Genomic DNA, 14,732 nt, shown 5'->3' on the forward strand with positions numbered 1-14,732 from the left:
CGTCATGGCCACGACGATCAAGGGACCGGCGATTTTCCTCGCCCAATTCGCGGGCGACACCGCGCCGTTCAACGACTGGAAGGCGATCACGCGCTGGGCCGGCAGCCTCGATTACCAGGGCGTGCAGGTGCCGTCGAACGACCGCCGCCTGTTCGACCTGGCCCGCGCGGCGGAAAGTAAAACGTATTGCGACGAGATCGCCGGCATCGCGGCGGAAAGCGGCGTCGCGATCACGGAACTGAGCACGCATCTGCAGGGCCAGCTGGTCGCCGTGCACCCTGCGTACGACGAAGCGTTCGACGGCTTCGCGCCGCCCGAGCTGCGCGGCAACCCGGCGGCGCGCCAGCGCTGGGCCGTCGACCAGATGCTGCTGGCGGCGAAGGCGTCCGCGAACCTGGGCCTGACGGCGTCGATCAGCTTTTCCGGATCGCTCGCGTGGCCGTTCGTGTACCCGTGGCCGCAGCGTCCCGCGGGCCTGATCGAGACGGCGTTCGACGAACTGGCGCGCCGCTGGCGCCCGATCCTCGACGCCTACGACGACGCGGGCGTCGACCTCGCGTTCGAGCTGCATCCCGGCGAGGACCTGTTCGATGGCGCCACGTTCGAGATGCTGCTCGAACGCGTCGACCACCACCCGCGGCTGAACATTGCCTACGATCCGTCGCATTTCCTGCTGCAACAGCTGGACTACCTGGGCTTCATCGACCGCTACCGCGACCGCATCAAGGTCGTGCACGTGAAGGATGCCGAGTTCCGTCCCGATGCGCGCCAGGGCGTCTACTCCGGCTACCAGCCGTGGGCGGACCGCGCGGGCCGTTTCCGCTCGCTGGGCGACGGCCAGGTCGATTTCAAGGCCATCTTCAGCAAGCTGGCGCAGTACGATTTTCCCGGCTGGGCCGTGCTGGAATGGGAATGCTGCCTGAAGCATCCGGAGCAGGGCGCGGAAGAGGGGGCGCGCTTCATCCGCGACCACATCATCCGGGTGACGGACAAGGCGTTCGACGATTTCGCGGGCAGTGACGGCGACGCCGAGCGCAATGCGCGGCTGCTGGGCATCGCGGGAGGTGCGCGATGATCCGCCTGGGCATGGTCGGCGGCGGCGAGGGCGCGTTCATCGGCGCCGTGCACCGCCACGCCGCAGCGCTCGACCATCGGTACCGGCTCGTGGCCGGCGCATTCTCGTCGAATGCGGACACGTCGCGCCGTTCGGGCGCCGCGCTCGGACTCGATCCGGACCGCGTCCATGCCGACTATGCGGACATGGCGCGGGCGGAAGCGGCGCGCGACGACGGCATCGAGGTCGTCAGCATCGTCACGCCGAACCACATGCATGCGCCGGTCGCGCGGGCGTTCCTGGAAGCGGGCATCCATGTCATCTGCGACAAGCCGGTGACGACCAACAGCGACGATGCGCGTGCATTGCAGGCGCTGGCGGCGGAAAAGGGCCTGATCTTCGCCGTCACGCACAACTATTCGGCGTACCCGATGGTGCGCCAGGCCCGCGCGATGGTGCAGGCGGGCCAGCTGGGCGACATCCGCGTCGTGCAGGTGGAGTACGCCCAGGACTGGCTGGCGGAACCGCTGGAACAGACGGGCCAGAAGCAGGCCGCGTGGCGCACCGACCCGGCGCGCGCGGGCGGCGGCGCGATCGGCGACATCGGTTCGCACGCGTGGCACCTGGCCGATACGATCGTCGGCCAGCCGCTGGAATCCCTGTGTGCGCAACTGAACACCTTCGTCCCTGGCCGCGCCATCGACGACGACGTGCAGGTGATGCTGCGCTACGCCGGCGGCGCGCGCGGCATGCTGTGGGCCAGCCAGGTGGCGCCGGGCCACGCCAATGATCTGCGGATCCGCGTGTTCGGCAGCCGCGGCGGCATCGAATGGCGCCAGCAGCAGCCCAATGAACTCCTGTACACGCCGCTGGGCGAGCCGACCCGCATCCTCGAACGGAACGGCCCCGGCACCCATCCCGCCGCGCGCCGCCTGAGCCGCGTACCCGCCGGGCACACGGAAGGCTATATCGACGCGTTCGCGGCGCTGTACACGGAAGTGGCGCGGCACCTGCTGGCCCGTCGTGATGGAAGCGATCCGGGCGAAGCCTGGTTCCCGACCATCGCCGACGGCCTGCGCGGCGTCCTGTTCATCGAAACGGTGCAGGCGTCGTCGTGCGAAGGCGGGGCCTGGGTGCCGCTGCCGGCGCACTGATCTCCCAGCTTGTGAAGCGAATCCGACCGGGCATGCTCGATGCGCCCGGCGGGTGCGCTCGTCCCGACGGTTCGTCCCGCACCGTCGCGGCGTCGATGCAGCAAGGATCCGATATCCATGCCATCGATAGCTCGAATCCAAATTATCGGATTGGGAAAACGGCCGGAAACACATACCATTTTTCGCATGACATCAGCCCACGGCAGCCCACAGAACTGCCGGATTAATTGGAGACACATAATGAAAAGCCCCACGCTGTCCGTCCTCGCGCAATCCCTGTTCGCGGCAGGTTACCTGTCCGCCGCAAGCGCCGCCCTGGCGCAGACGGATGCACCGAACACCGACGCCGCACCCGCGGTGAAGTCGAAAGGGATCACCGAAGTGATCATCACGGCGCAAAAGGTCGCGCAGCCGGCCAGCAAGACGCCGATCGCGCTGTCCGTGATGTCCGGCGAAGACCTGAAGGACGCCGGCGTCACCGATGCCCGTTCGATGGCCGAGATGCTGCCGAACGTCGAGATCTCGAAGGAGAGCGGCATGCTGCAGGTGGCGATCCGCGGCGTCACGAGCCTGGACATGACGGAGAAGGGCGACCCGTCCGCCGCCTTCCACATCGACGGCGCCTACGTGCCGCGCTACGAAGCGCAGACGGCCGCGTTCTTCGACCTGGACCGCATCGAAGTGCTGCGCGGTCCGCAAGGCACCCTGTACGGCCGCAACGCGACGGCCGGCGCCATCAACCTGATCACGAACAAGCCGACCAACAAGCTGGAAGGCAGCGTGAGCGTCGACATCGGCAACTACAACACGCGCCGCCTCGACGGCATGATCAACGTGCCGATCAACGGCATGTGGGCGCTGCGCGCCGCCGTGGACGTGCAGAAGCACGACACCTTCCTGAACCCGGGCCCGAACAGGGTGCCGCTGGAGAGCCAGGACGACAAATCGGCCCGCATCCACCTGCTCGGCAAATTCAGCGCCGATACGAGCCTGCTGCTGACGGCGGAGTCGAGCAAGATCCAGGGCGCCCCGCCGGCGCCGGTACCGAACACGAACTTCTTCACCGGCACGATGGTCGAGAATCTCCCGTTCTCGCCCCCGGGCACCGGCAACAACATCGAGCACCCGGTGTACGTCGATCGCGGCTCCGACACGCAGCGCACGGCCTCCGCGCTGTTCAAGCAGGATGCGAACGCGCACCGCGACAACCGTGCCGATTCGTTCCGCGGCGAATTCAAGACGCGCGTCGGCACGGTCGACGCGACGTACCAGGTGGCCAGCATGAACCTGTACCTCGACCAGGTCAACAACGGCATCTACTTCGGTTTCCCGTTCACCAACCCGTTGGCGGGCAACAGCCATGCAATCTCGCACGAACTGCGCTTCAACTCGACGGGCACCGGTCCGCTGCGCTGGGTCGCCGGGCTGTACTACTTCGACGAGACGATCAAGCGCAACGCGAGCTTCAACACGTTCATTACGGCGCCGTTCGGCAGCTTCACGGTCACGCAGCCGTTCGATTCGGTCATCACGAACAACTCGAAAGCGGCATTCGGTCAGCTGACTTACGACCTGCGTCCGGACACCCGTCTGACCCTGGGCCTGCGCGGCACCCGCGACCGCAAGACGGGCGACGACCCGCTGGGCGGCGCCGCGGCGAATCCGGGCTCCACGTTCAGCGACCAAGCCTATACTGCCGACGTGAGCTTCCGGAATACGAGCTGGAAGATCGGCCTCGATCATGACCTCATGCGTAACGTGATGGTGTACGCGAACGTGTCGACGGGCTACAAGGCCGGCGGCTTCAACAGCGCCAAGGCTGCCGGTACGTACAAGCCGGAGACGCTGCGCGCCTACGAGGCGGGCGTGAAGGGCCGGTTCTTCGACAACACGCTGCAGGTGGCGGCCAACGTCTTCCACTACGACTACAAGGACCAGCAGCTGACGACGACGTCGTGCCGCACCAACGACCCGAGCACCTGCGATTCGTACACGGTGAACGCGGCGAACTCGAAGGTCGACGGTGTCGAACTGGAAGGCAAGGTCCGCGTCGGCGACGACGGCGAACTGCGCGGCTCGTTGTCGCTCACGGATGCGCAGTTCAAGAACTACAAGCCGTCCGCCACGGTCGACTACTCGGGCCAGCATCTTGACCGTGCGCCGATCTCTACCGCGAACCTCGCGTACACGCACCACTTCGCGGTCGCGAACGGCGGCGAGGTGGCGGCCACCGTCGGGACGCACTTCATGGGCGCCTACCTGATCAGCGACCTGCACGCGAACGTGCGCTACCGCCAGCCGGCCACGCATAAGTCGGACGCGTCGGTCACCTGGACGGACGGCGGCGGCCACTGGACGGTGCAGGGCTATGTCCGCAACATCGAGGACACGATCAAGATCGAGAGCCGGGTGCCAGGCGGCTTCTTCATCAGCGATCCGCGTACCTACGGCGTGCGTGTCGGCTACAACTTCTGATTTCACGGGTACCGAGCATGTTCAAGTATTTCCCCACCAACTACGTCTGGAACCTCTCGGTCGATCTCGCGATCGAGATGGGTGCCCGGATCGGCGAGATCGAAGCGATGTGCGCGCCGCTGCAGGAGGCGGCGAAGCAGCCCGACGCCGCCGGCACGAAGGCCTTCCGCGAGACCTGGTCGCAGATGGCCGACAAGCTGTGCGGCCTGGCCGAAGAGGACGAGGCGCGCGGCCGCCTGATCTCCGCCGGCGACAAGTACAACCGCGCCGCGATCTACCTGCTCACGGCGGAACGCCTGCAGGCGCACGGCGCGCCGGGCCGGATCGAACTGTATCGCCGGTTCCGCGACGTCTTCGCCCGGGGCGTGAAGCTGTCCGGCGAAAACTGCGAGCGCGTCGAGATCCCGTACGGCGACGCGCACATCGCCGGCCTGTACGTGCGGGCCGAGGGCGTGGAGGGGCCGGCACCGATCCTCGTCCAGGTCAACGGCCTCGATTCGACCAAGGAGATGAAGTACCGGGTCGGCCTGCCGGCGTGGCTGGCGAAGCGCGGCGTGTCGTCGCTCGTCATCGACCAGCCGGGCACCGGCGAGGCGCTGCGCCTGCACGGCATGCATGCGGTGTATGACAGTGAGCGCTGGGCGAGCAAGCTCGTCGACTGGCTCGAGACGCGCGTGGACGTCGATCCGAAGCGCATCGGCCTGGAAGGCGTGTCGCTGGGTGGCTACTACTGTCCGCGCGCCGTGGCCTTCGAACCGCGCTTCGTCATGGGTGTTGTCTGGGGCGCGAACCACGACTGGCGCGACGTGCAAAAGAAGCGCCTGGCGAAAGAAGGCAGCTTCCCCGTGCCGCATTACTGGGAGCACGTGCGCTGGGTGTGGGGCGCCAAGGACATGGACGAGTTCATGCAGATCGCGGAGCACGTCCACCTGGACGGCATCCTGGACCGCATCAAGGTGCCGTTCCTCGTCACGCACGGCCAGAAGGACTCGCAGATTCCGCTGCACTGGGCCGAGCGCACGTACGAGCAGCTCGTCAACAGCCCGAAACGCGAACTGAAGGTGTTCACCGAACGCGAAGGCGGCGTGCAGCACTCCAGCTTCGACAACTCGGCCAACGCCGGCGCCTACATCGCCGACTGGGTGGCCGAAGCCCTGGGCGGTCGCACCGCCCTCTGAACCACGACAAGACAGAGAGAATCACATGAACATCATCGGACCCGACGCGCTGGTCTTCGGCGTGGACGACGTCGCTGCGTGCGCGCAATACCTGACCGATTACGGCCTGGAACCTGTCGGCGACGGGCGTTTTGAAGCGCTGGACGGCACCGCGATCGTCCTCAGGCACAAGGACGATGCCACGCTGCCCGCAGGCCTCGGCACCGCCAGCATGCTGCGCAAGACGGTCTACGGCGTGGCGGATGCGCAGGCGCTGGCCGCCATCGCCGCGGAACTGCGGCAAGACCGCGACGTGCGCACGCTGGCCGACGGCAGCCTGGAGACCGTGGACGACATGGGCTTCGTGCTCGGCTTCCAGGTGACGGTGCGCCGTCCGCTGGGTCTGCCCGCCGAAGCCGTGAACGCGCCCGGCGCGCCGAACCGGCCCGTCAACCACACGGCCGTCGACGAGAACGCGCCGGCGCGGCCGCGCACCCTGTCGCACGTCGTCTACTTCGTGCCGGATGCGGCGAAGGCGGAGGCGTTCTACGTCGAGCGCCTGGGCTTTGCCTGCACCGACCGCCTGCTGGGCGCGGGACCGTTCCTGAAGCCCGCCGGCACGATTGATCATCACACGCTGTTCCTGATCCAGACGCCGCCGTTCATGAAGGGCTGCGAACACTTCACGTTCCACATGGGCGGCCCGACGGAAGTCCTGCAGGCCGGCACGCGCTTCGTGAACAAGGGCTACCAGTCGTTCTGGGGCCCGGGCCGCCACAAGATGGGCTCGAACTGGTTCTGGTACTTCAACAGCCCGCTCGGCTGCCACGTCGAGTACGACGCCGACATGGACCTGCACGACGACCAGTGGACCGCGCGTGCAATCCCGATGAGTGCCGATGCGTCGCAGCTGTTCCTGTTCCAGCAGCGGGATAAATGGGCTCCGGGCGGGCCGCCGCCCGGAGCGGCCGGTGTCGGCGAGCGGCACTGACGTGTTCCTGTGCCGGCTCGACGACGTGCCGGACGGCGGTTCGCGCGGCTTCGATCCGGCGCGCACCGGCCAGGACACGGTGGTCGTGGTGCGCCGAGGCGAGCGTTTGTACGCCTGGCGAGACGCCTGCCCGCACCACGGCGGTACGCCGATGGCCTGGCGCAAGGACGAATACCTGAACGCCGCGCGCGACCGCATCGTGTGCGCGGCCCACGGCGCCCAGTTCGACATCGCGACGGGCATCTGCACGCTCGGGCCGTGCCTGGGCCAGCGGTTGCAGAAGGTGGCGCTGGATGTCCGCGATAACGAGATATACCTGAAGGAGACATGACATGGCAGCGCCAGTCAACAAGGTTCTGATCATCGGCGGCGGCTTTTCTGGCATGGCCGCCGCCATCGAATTGCGCAGGCGGAACATCGCCGTCGACCTGGTCGAGATCGACCCGGGCTGGCGTTCGTACGGCGCCGGCATCAGCCTGGGCGGCGCGACGATGCGCGCGCTCGTGCAACTGGGCGTCATCGACGAATTCCTCGCCGAAGGCGCGGCGTCCGATGGCGTCGAGATCCACATCCCGACCGGCCAGAAGGTTGCCGAACTGCCGACGCCGCGTCTCGCCGGCCCCGACGTGCCGGGCAACGGCGCGATCATGCGGCCCGCGCTGGCGCGCATCCTGGCCGATGCCACGCGCCAGTCCGGCACGAACGTGCGCCTCGGAACGACGTTCACGCGCATCGAACAGGACGCCAGCGGCGTGGACGTGACGTTCACGGACGGCAGTACGTCACGCTACGACCTCGTGATCGGCGCCGACGGCCTGTATTCGAAAGTGCGCGAGACCGTGTTCCCGGATGCGCCGAAGCCGCGCTACAGCGGGCAGGGCGTCTGGCGCGCCGTGCTGCCGCGTCCCGCCGACATCAACGGCACGATGATGTGGCTCGGGCCGAAGATCAAGCCGGGCCTGAACCCGGTGTCCAAAGACGAGATGTATGTGTTCGTGACGGAAGACCGCGAGACGAACGACTACATCGACCCGTCCGAATTCCTGGCGCGCGTAAAAGCGCTGCTGGCGCCGTTTCCCGACCCGCGCCTGCAGCGCGTGCGCGAGCAGCTGGACGAAGACTCGCAGATCATCTACCGCCCGCTGGAAAGCCTGCTGATGCCGAGCCCCTGGTACAAGGGCCGCGTCGTCCTGATCGGCGACACGGTGCACGCGACGACGCCGCACATGGCATCCGGCGCCTGCATCGGCATCGAGGACGCGCTCGTGCTGGCCGACGAGCTGTCGAAAGCCGGCAGCATCGACCAGGCGCTGGACCGCTATCTGGCAAGGCGCTGGGAGCGCTGCCGCATGGTCGTGCAGAACTCGGGCCGCCTGGGCGAGATCGAGATCGCCGGCGGCGACAAGGAAGAACATGCCCGCATCATGCGCGCCACGCTGGGCGCGCTCGCGGCACCCATCTGAGGAGACACCATGACCCGCCAATTCATCGACCTGTCGATCTACCTGGAAAACGAAGTCCTGTCCGACCCGCCGCCGCTGGCGCCGAAGATCACCTACCAGAAGCACCAGGACACGCTGCACGAATTCATGGCCATGATCCCCGGCACGACGCCGGCGGACTACCCGGATGGCGAGGCGGCCGCCGCGGAGTGGGTCACGATGACGACGCACAGCGGCACGCACCTGGACGCCCCTTACCATTTTCATTCCACGATGGATGCGAAGACAGGGGAAAAGAAGAAGTCGATCACCATCGACGAGGTGCCGCTGGCATGGTGCTTCCAGCCCGGCGTGAAGCTGGATTTCCGCCATTTCCCGGACGGGTACGTGGCCACGGCCGCGGATGTGGAAGCGGAACTGAAGCGCATCGGCCACGACCTGCAGCCGCTGGACATCGTCATGGTCAACACGCGCGCGGGCAGCCGCTACGGCCATAACGACTATGTGTCGGCGGGCTGCGGCATGGGCTACGAAGCGACGATGTACCTGCTGGAGCGGGGCGTGCGACTCACCGGTACGGATGCGTGGAGCTGGGACGCGCCGTTCTCGTACACGGCGCAGAAGATCGCCGAGACGGGCGACGTGTCGCTGATCTGGGAAGGCCACAAGGCCGGCCGCGACATCGGCTACTGCCACCTGGAGAAGCTGCACAATCTGGAGGCCCTGCCGGGTCACGGTTTCTATGTGTCCTGTTTCCCGCACAAGGTCCGTGCTGGTTCGGCCGGTTGGACGCGCGCCGTGGCGATCGTCGACGACGCGCTGCTCGCGTTGCCGCGCGGTTGAGGGGGATGGAATGAAACTCGCCACCTACCGCGACGGCTCGCCGGACGGGCGCCTGATGGTCGTATCGCGCGACCTGCGCCGGGCCGTCGACGCGGGCACGATCGCGCCGAATCTCCTCATCGCGCTGGAACGCTGGGACAGCGCCGCGCAGGCACTGCAACGCCTGTCCGACATGCTGAACGCGGACACGGCCGCCGGCAGCGTCGACTTCGAACCGCAGCGCTGCATGGCCCCGCTGCCGCGCACCTTCCAGTGGTGCGACGCGTCCGCGTTCCTGAACCACGGCCGGTTGATGGAGCGCGCATTCAACACGCCGCCCATCCCTGATTTCGACACGGTGCCCGTGATGTACCAGGGCGCGTCCGACGATTTCCTCGGCCCGCACGACGACGTGCCGCTGCCGGACGAGGCGCTGGGCATCGATTTCGAAGGCGAATTCGGCGTCGTCGTCGGCAAGGCGCCGATGGGCGCTACGCCCGCGCAGGCGCTGGACGCGATACGCCTGGTCGTGCAGCTGAACGACTGGAGCCTGCGCGCGCTGGGCCCGCGCGAGATGAAGAGCGGCTTCGGCTTCCTGCAGGCGAAGCCGTCGACGAGCTTCGCGCCCGTGGCCGTCACGCCGGACGAGCTGGGTGATGCGTGGCGCGACGGCCGCGTGCACCTGGACCTCGACGTCGAATGGAACGGCGAGCGTTTCGGTCATCCCAACGGCCGCGAGATGAATTTCGGCTTCGGCGACCTGGTCGCGCACGCGGCGCGCACGCGCAGGCTGGGCGCCGGGACGATCGTCGGCTCGGGCACCGTGTCGAACGCGGACCGCGCCGTGGGCTCGGCCTGCATCGCGGAGCGCCGCGTCATCGAGATCATCGATCACGGCGACCCGCGCACGCAGTTCATGCGCTTCGGCGACCGGGTGCGCTTGTGCGCGCGCGGCGCGGACGGCGACGCGCCGTTCGGCGTCATCGACCAGCGCGTCGTGCGCGCCTGAGCGTCAAGGCCGACGCCGCCTACACTGACCGGTCGTCCAATACCTTTTCGGAATTGTTCCGGAAGCGCGCCACGAAGGCGACCAGTTGCTTCGAATGGTAGCCCTGCGCCAGCGTGTCCAGGCGGTTCGCGAACGGCGCATAGGCCGGATCGAGCCCGCGCAGGTAGGCGGCCCGCTCGCGGATCTCGCGCATGTTGCCGATCTGCGCCAGCTGCCACAGCGCCTCGATCTCGTCGGCCGGCGGGACGGCCAGCGCGGCGCCGTCGCCGCCCTCCGGCGCCGGTTGTCCCGTGATCCACTGCAGCGCCAGCAGCCTGCCGATGGTGCGCAGCAGGAGGTCGTGGTCGACCGGCTTGGCGAGGAAGGCGCTGGCACCGGCATCGCGGCTCTTGCGTTCGTCGTCCGGACTGGCGCTGGCCGTCACGGCGATGATCGGGACGTCGCCCCAGCCCGGCATGTGACGGATCTGGCGCGTCGTCTCGTTCCCGTCCATCACCGGCATCATGACGTCCATCAGGATCAGGTCCGGCTTGAAGCTGTCGAGCAGGACCAGGCATTCGAGTCCGGTCGATGCCGCGGCGACGACGAAGCCGGTGGCCTGCAGCAGGTCCTGCAGCATGGCGCGGTTCTGCGGCACGTCGTCCACGACCAGCAGCCGCTTGCGCTCGCCCTCGTAGCCCACCAGGGTGTCGTGCGGTGCCGCGGCGGCCGGCGCGGCGGCGGCCACCGGTACGTCGATCTCGAACGAGAAGGTGCTGCCTTTGCCGGGGGCGCTGGCGACGGCTATCCTGCCGCCCATGAGCTGCACCAGTTGCTGGCTGATGGCCAGGCCCAGGCCCGTGCCGCCTTCGCGCCGCTGCGCCGTCGCCACCTGTTCGAACGGCTGGAAGATGCGCGCCAGCTGTTGGGCGTTCATGCCGATGCCGCTGTCGGCCGCTTCGAAGCGCAGCCGCGCCACGTCCGGCGCACTGGGCGGCGCGGCCGGCAGCACGCGCAGCGAGACCTTGCCGCTGTCGGTGAATTTGACCGCATTGCCCAGCAGGTTGAGCAGCACCTGGCGCAGACGCGTCTCGTCGACCGTCACCGCGGCCGGCAGGCCAGGGGCGAGCTCGCAGCCGAACGCCAGGCCCTTCTCCTCGGCCTTGACGCGCATGATGTTGGCCAGCACCTGGACAAACGTGTCGAGATGGACGGGGCCCGGGTGCAGCACCATCTTGCCGGCTTCGACCCGCGCGAGGTCGAGGATGTCGTTGATCAGCGTGAGCAGATGCTGGCCGCTCTCGCGGATGGTCGCCAGGCCGGCCGACTGGCGTTCGGTGAGGTCGTGGCAATCGCGTCCCAGCAGCTGGGCGTAGCCGATGATGGCGTTGAGCGGGGTGCGCAATTCGTGGCTCATCTGCGCGAGGAACTGGCTGCGCTGGCGTGCCAGCGCGACGGCCTCCGCCAGCGCCGTCTCGCGCGCGGCCGCGGCTTCCTTGCGTTTCCGGTCGATGGCAGCCAGCTGTTCGAGGCGCGTCCTGCTGGCCTGCATGCCGGACCGGAAGTGCAGCAGGCCGAGCGACAGCCCGAGCATGCCGCAGCCTGTCCATGCGGCCATCAGCCAGCCGAGCAGCGTCGTCCTGGCGATCCATTTTCCGCGAAATTCGATCCTGCGGACTTCGACCGTGATGGCGTGGCCGGCGGCGCTGGCGTCGTCCGCCTGCAGTTCCACGGTCGTCACGTGGTCGAGGCGGACATAGCTCTTCGATAGCGGGATCCGGCGCGCGAAGTGCCACCAGTCGGCGGTGCGCAAGGCATGCAGCGGGATCGTGACTTCGGACCGGGCCGGAATATCGATCAGCACTTCATTGAAGCGCTGCGCATCCCACTGGCCCGGCACGTAGAACTCCGGTTCGAAATTCAGCAGGTGGAGCTTGACGACATGCCGGCCTTGGCCCATGTAGCGCACGTCGAGCGTGACCGTGTCGTACCCGGACATGTCGATGCCCTGGGCGGGGTCGCCCAGCCGGAAGCGGATGGCGCAATTCGGATACCTGGCCGCCTTCCCCATCTGGCAACGCAGGATGTAGGCATCCTTCGTGACGGCCAGCGACGCGACCGAATTGCCCGGCGCGGGGTTCCCGCGCGGCAGGACGCGGTCGTCGGTCACCGCGGCGGAATACGGATGCTGCGGGGAGATCTCGAGGGTGCGCGTCATGCCATAGTGCTGCCAGGCCAGCAGGACCGGGGTCGCCAGCACCAGGAGGATGACCAGGGCGTAACCGATCCTGGTCGCACGGGAGAGCCACTGGATCATGTTCGCATCGATTGGAAATCGTCCTGCCGGCGGGCCGCGTCCCCGGTCCGGAAGCGCGCCACGAACGCCGCCAGCTGCTTCGAATGGTAGCCCTGCGCCAGCGTGTCCAGGCGGCTCGCGAACGGCGCGTAGGCCGGATCGAGCCCGCGCAGGTAGGCGGCCCGCGCGCGGATCTCGCGCATGCTGCCGATCTGCGCCAGCTGCCACAGCGCCTCGATCTCGTCGGCCGGCGGGACGGCCAGCGCGGCGGCGTCGTCGCCCTCGGGCGTCGCCTGTCCGGTGATCCACTGCAGCTCCAGCAGCCTGCCGATGGTGCGCAGCAGGAGGTCGTGGTCGACCGGCTTGGCGATCAAGGCGTCGGCGCCGGCCTCGCGGCTCTTGCGTTCGTCGTCCGGACTGGCGCTGGCCGTCACCGCGATGATCGGGACGTTGCCCCAGCCCGGCATGTGACGGATCTGCCGCGTCGTCTCGTTCCCGTCCATCACCGGCATCATGACGTCCATCAGGATCAGGTCGGGCCTGAAGCTGTCGAGCAGGACCAGGCATTCGAGCCCGTTCGTCGCCGCAGCGACGTTGAACCCGGTCTCCTGCAGCAGGTCCTGCAGCATCGCGCGGTTCTGCGGCACGTCGTCCACGACGAGCACCCGCTTGCGCTCGCCCTCGTAGCCGACCACGGTGTCGTGCGGCGCCACGACCGCCGGCGCGGCGGCGGCCACCGGCACGTCGATCTCGAACGAGAACGTGCTGCCCTTGCCGGGCGCGCTGACCACGTCGATATGGCCGCCCATGAGCTGCACCAGTTGCTGGCTGATGGCCAGGCCCAGGCCCGTGCCGCCTTCGCGCCGCTGCGCGGCCGCCACCTGTTCGAACGGCTGGAAGATGCGTCCGAGCTGTTGCGTGTCCATGCCGATGCCGCTGTCGGCCACTTCGAAGCGCAGCCGCGCGCTGTCCGGCGCGCCGGCCGATGCGGCCGGCAGCACCCGCAGCGAGACCTTGCCCGTGTCGGTGAACTTGACCGCATTGCCCAGCAGGTTGAGCAGCACCTGGCGCAACCGCGTCTCGTCGATCGTCACCGCGGCCGGCAGGCCGGGGGCGAGCTCGTAGCTGAATCCCAGGCCTTTCTCCTCCGCCTTGACCCGCATGATGTTCGCCAGCACTTGCAGGAACGTCTCGAGATGGACGGCGGCCGGGTGCAGGACCATCTTGCCGGCTTCGACCCGCGCGAGGTCGAGGATGTCGTTGATCAGCGTGAGCAGATGCTGGCCGCTCTCGTGGATCGTGGCCAGGCCCGAGGCCAGCCGTTCGGACAGGTGCTCGCGGTCGCGTCCCAGCAGGTCGGCATAGCCGATGATGGCATTGAGCGGCGTACGCAATTCGTGGCTCATCTGCGCGAGGAACTGGCTGCGCTGGCGCGCCAGTGCGACCGCCTCCGCCAGCGCCGTCTCGCGGGCCGCTTCGGCTTCCTTGCGCTCGCGGTCGATGGCGGCCAGTTGCTCCACGCGTGTCTTGTTGGCCCGCAGGCCGGACCGGTAGTGCAGCAGACCCAGCGACAGGCCGATGACGCCGCACACGATCCACACGAACACCAGCCAACTCATCAGCGTGGCCCGCGAGATCCATTTGCCGCGGAACTCGATCTTCCGCAGCTCGACCGTGACGACTTGTCCCGTGTCGTTATAATTGTCGGTCGCCAATTCCACGGTCGTGACATGGTCGAGGCGGACATAGCTTTTCGACAGCGGGATCTGGCGCGAGAAATGCCACCAGTCGGCGGTGCGCACGGCATGCATCGGCGCGGTGAATTCGGGCTTGGCGGGTACGTTGATCAGCAACTCGTTGAACCGCTGCGAATTCCAGTCTTCCAGCGTGGAAAATTCCGGTTCGAAATTCATCAGGTGGAGCTTGAGGACATGCCAGCCCCGGCCCGTATAGCGCAGGTCGAACGCGATCGTGTCGTAGCCGGACATGTCGATGCCCTTGACCGGGTCGCCCATCTGGAATTGCAGCTTGCAGAACGGGTAGGTCGCGGCGGCGCCCAGGTAGCAGCGCATGATGAACGCATCCTTCGTGACGGTCAGCGACGCGACCGAATTGCCGTTCGCGCTGTTGCCGCGCGTGTTGTCGCGATCGTCGGTCACCCTGGCGCCATGCGGATGCTGCGGGGAGATCTCGAGGGTGCGCGTCATCCCGAAATGCTGCCAGACCAGCAGGATGGCTGTTGCCACCACCAGGAGAATGACCAGGACGTAACCGATCCTGGTCGAACGGGAGAGCCATCGCGTCATGTGCGTACCGATTGGGAATCGGACGGGAATGACTCAGTATAGTGCGG

Annotated in this window: 11 protein-coding genes; 9 read left to right on the forward strand and 2 right to left on the reverse strand. The window is 67.7% G+C overall.

Going from position 1 to position 14,732, the window contains the following annotated elements; translation table 11 throughout:
• Positions 1-4 precede the first annotated feature (4 nt).
• From ACEN9H_RS12235 to ACEN9H_RS12275, 9 genes are all read left to right on the forward strand, one after another.
• Positions 5-1,075: a sugar phosphate isomerase/epimerase family protein gene (locus tag ACEN9H_RS12235; protein ID WP_413674955.1), complete on the forward strand. Its 1,071-nt coding sequence runs from the start codon at positions 5-7 to the stop codon at positions 1,073-1,075.
• A complete protein-coding gene (locus ACEN9H_RS12240) occupies positions 1,072-2,208 on the forward strand; it encodes a Gfo/Idh/MocA family protein (protein WP_413674956.1) in 1,137 nt (378 codons plus the stop codon). Before ACEN9H_RS12235 ends, ACEN9H_RS12240 begins: the two co-directional genes overlap by 4 nt.
• 240 nt (positions 2,209-2,448) lie before the next feature.
• Positions 2,449-4,683, forward strand: a complete 2,235-nt coding sequence (locus ACEN9H_RS12245) for a TonB-dependent receptor (protein ID WP_413674957.1) — start codon at positions 2,449-2,451, stop codon at positions 4,681-4,683.
• Between the two features lie 17 nt (positions 4,684-4,700).
• A complete protein-coding gene (locus tag ACEN9H_RS12250; protein WP_413674958.1) occupies positions 4,701-5,861 on the forward strand; it encodes an alpha/beta hydrolase family protein in 1,161 nt (386 codons plus the stop codon).
• Between the two features lie 25 nt (positions 5,862-5,886).
• The gene (locus ACEN9H_RS12255) at positions 5,887-6,831 is read left to right on the forward strand and encodes a VOC family protein (protein ID WP_413674959.1); all 945 of its coding nucleotides are present in this window, start codon (positions 5,887-5,889) and stop codon (positions 6,829-6,831) included.
• On the forward strand, positions 6,812-7,162 hold the full coding sequence (locus ACEN9H_RS12260; RefSeq protein WP_413674960.1) for a Rieske (2Fe-2S) protein: 351 nt from the start codon (positions 6,812-6,814) through the stop codon (positions 7,160-7,162). The genes ACEN9H_RS12255 and ACEN9H_RS12260 overlap by 20 nt, the downstream gene beginning before the upstream one ends.
• A 1-nt stretch (position 7,163) precedes the next feature.
• Positions 7,164-8,294, forward strand: coding sequence for an FAD-dependent oxidoreductase (locus ACEN9H_RS12265; RefSeq protein WP_413674961.1), 1,131 nt, complete (start codon positions 7,164-7,166; stop codon positions 8,292-8,294).
• 9 nt (positions 8,295-8,303) lie between these two features.
• The gene (locus ACEN9H_RS12270) at positions 8,304-9,116 is read left to right on the forward strand and encodes a cyclase family protein (RefSeq protein ID WP_413674962.1); all 813 of its coding nucleotides are present in this window, start codon (positions 8,304-8,306) and stop codon (positions 9,114-9,116) included.
• Positions 9,117-9,126: 10 nt separating this feature from the next.
• On the forward strand, positions 9,127-10,104 hold the full coding sequence (locus tag ACEN9H_RS12275; RefSeq protein WP_413674963.1) for a fumarylacetoacetate hydrolase family protein: 978 nt from the start codon (positions 9,127-9,129) through the stop codon (positions 10,102-10,104).
• Between the two features lie 19 nt (positions 10,105-10,123).
• On the opposite strand, the gene ACEN9H_RS12280 is transcribed toward ACEN9H_RS12275, so the two are convergent.
• Positions 10,124-12,400: an ATP-binding protein gene (locus tag ACEN9H_RS12280; protein WP_413674964.1), complete on the reverse strand. Its 2,277-nt coding sequence runs from the start codon at positions 12,398-12,400 to the stop codon at positions 10,124-10,126.
• Positions 12,397-14,685, reverse strand: a complete 2,289-nt coding sequence (locus ACEN9H_RS12285) for an ATP-binding protein (protein WP_413674965.1) — start codon at positions 14,683-14,685, stop codon at positions 12,397-12,399. Before ACEN9H_RS12285 ends, ACEN9H_RS12280 begins: the two co-directional genes overlap by 4 nt.
• Positions 14,686-14,732: the final 47 nt, after the last annotated feature.

Origin of the sequence: Massilia cellulosiltytica, from assembly GCF_047325105.1 — a bacterium.
Lineage (GTDB): Bacteria > Pseudomonadota > Gammaproteobacteria > Burkholderiales > Burkholderiaceae_D > Telluria > Telluria orientalis.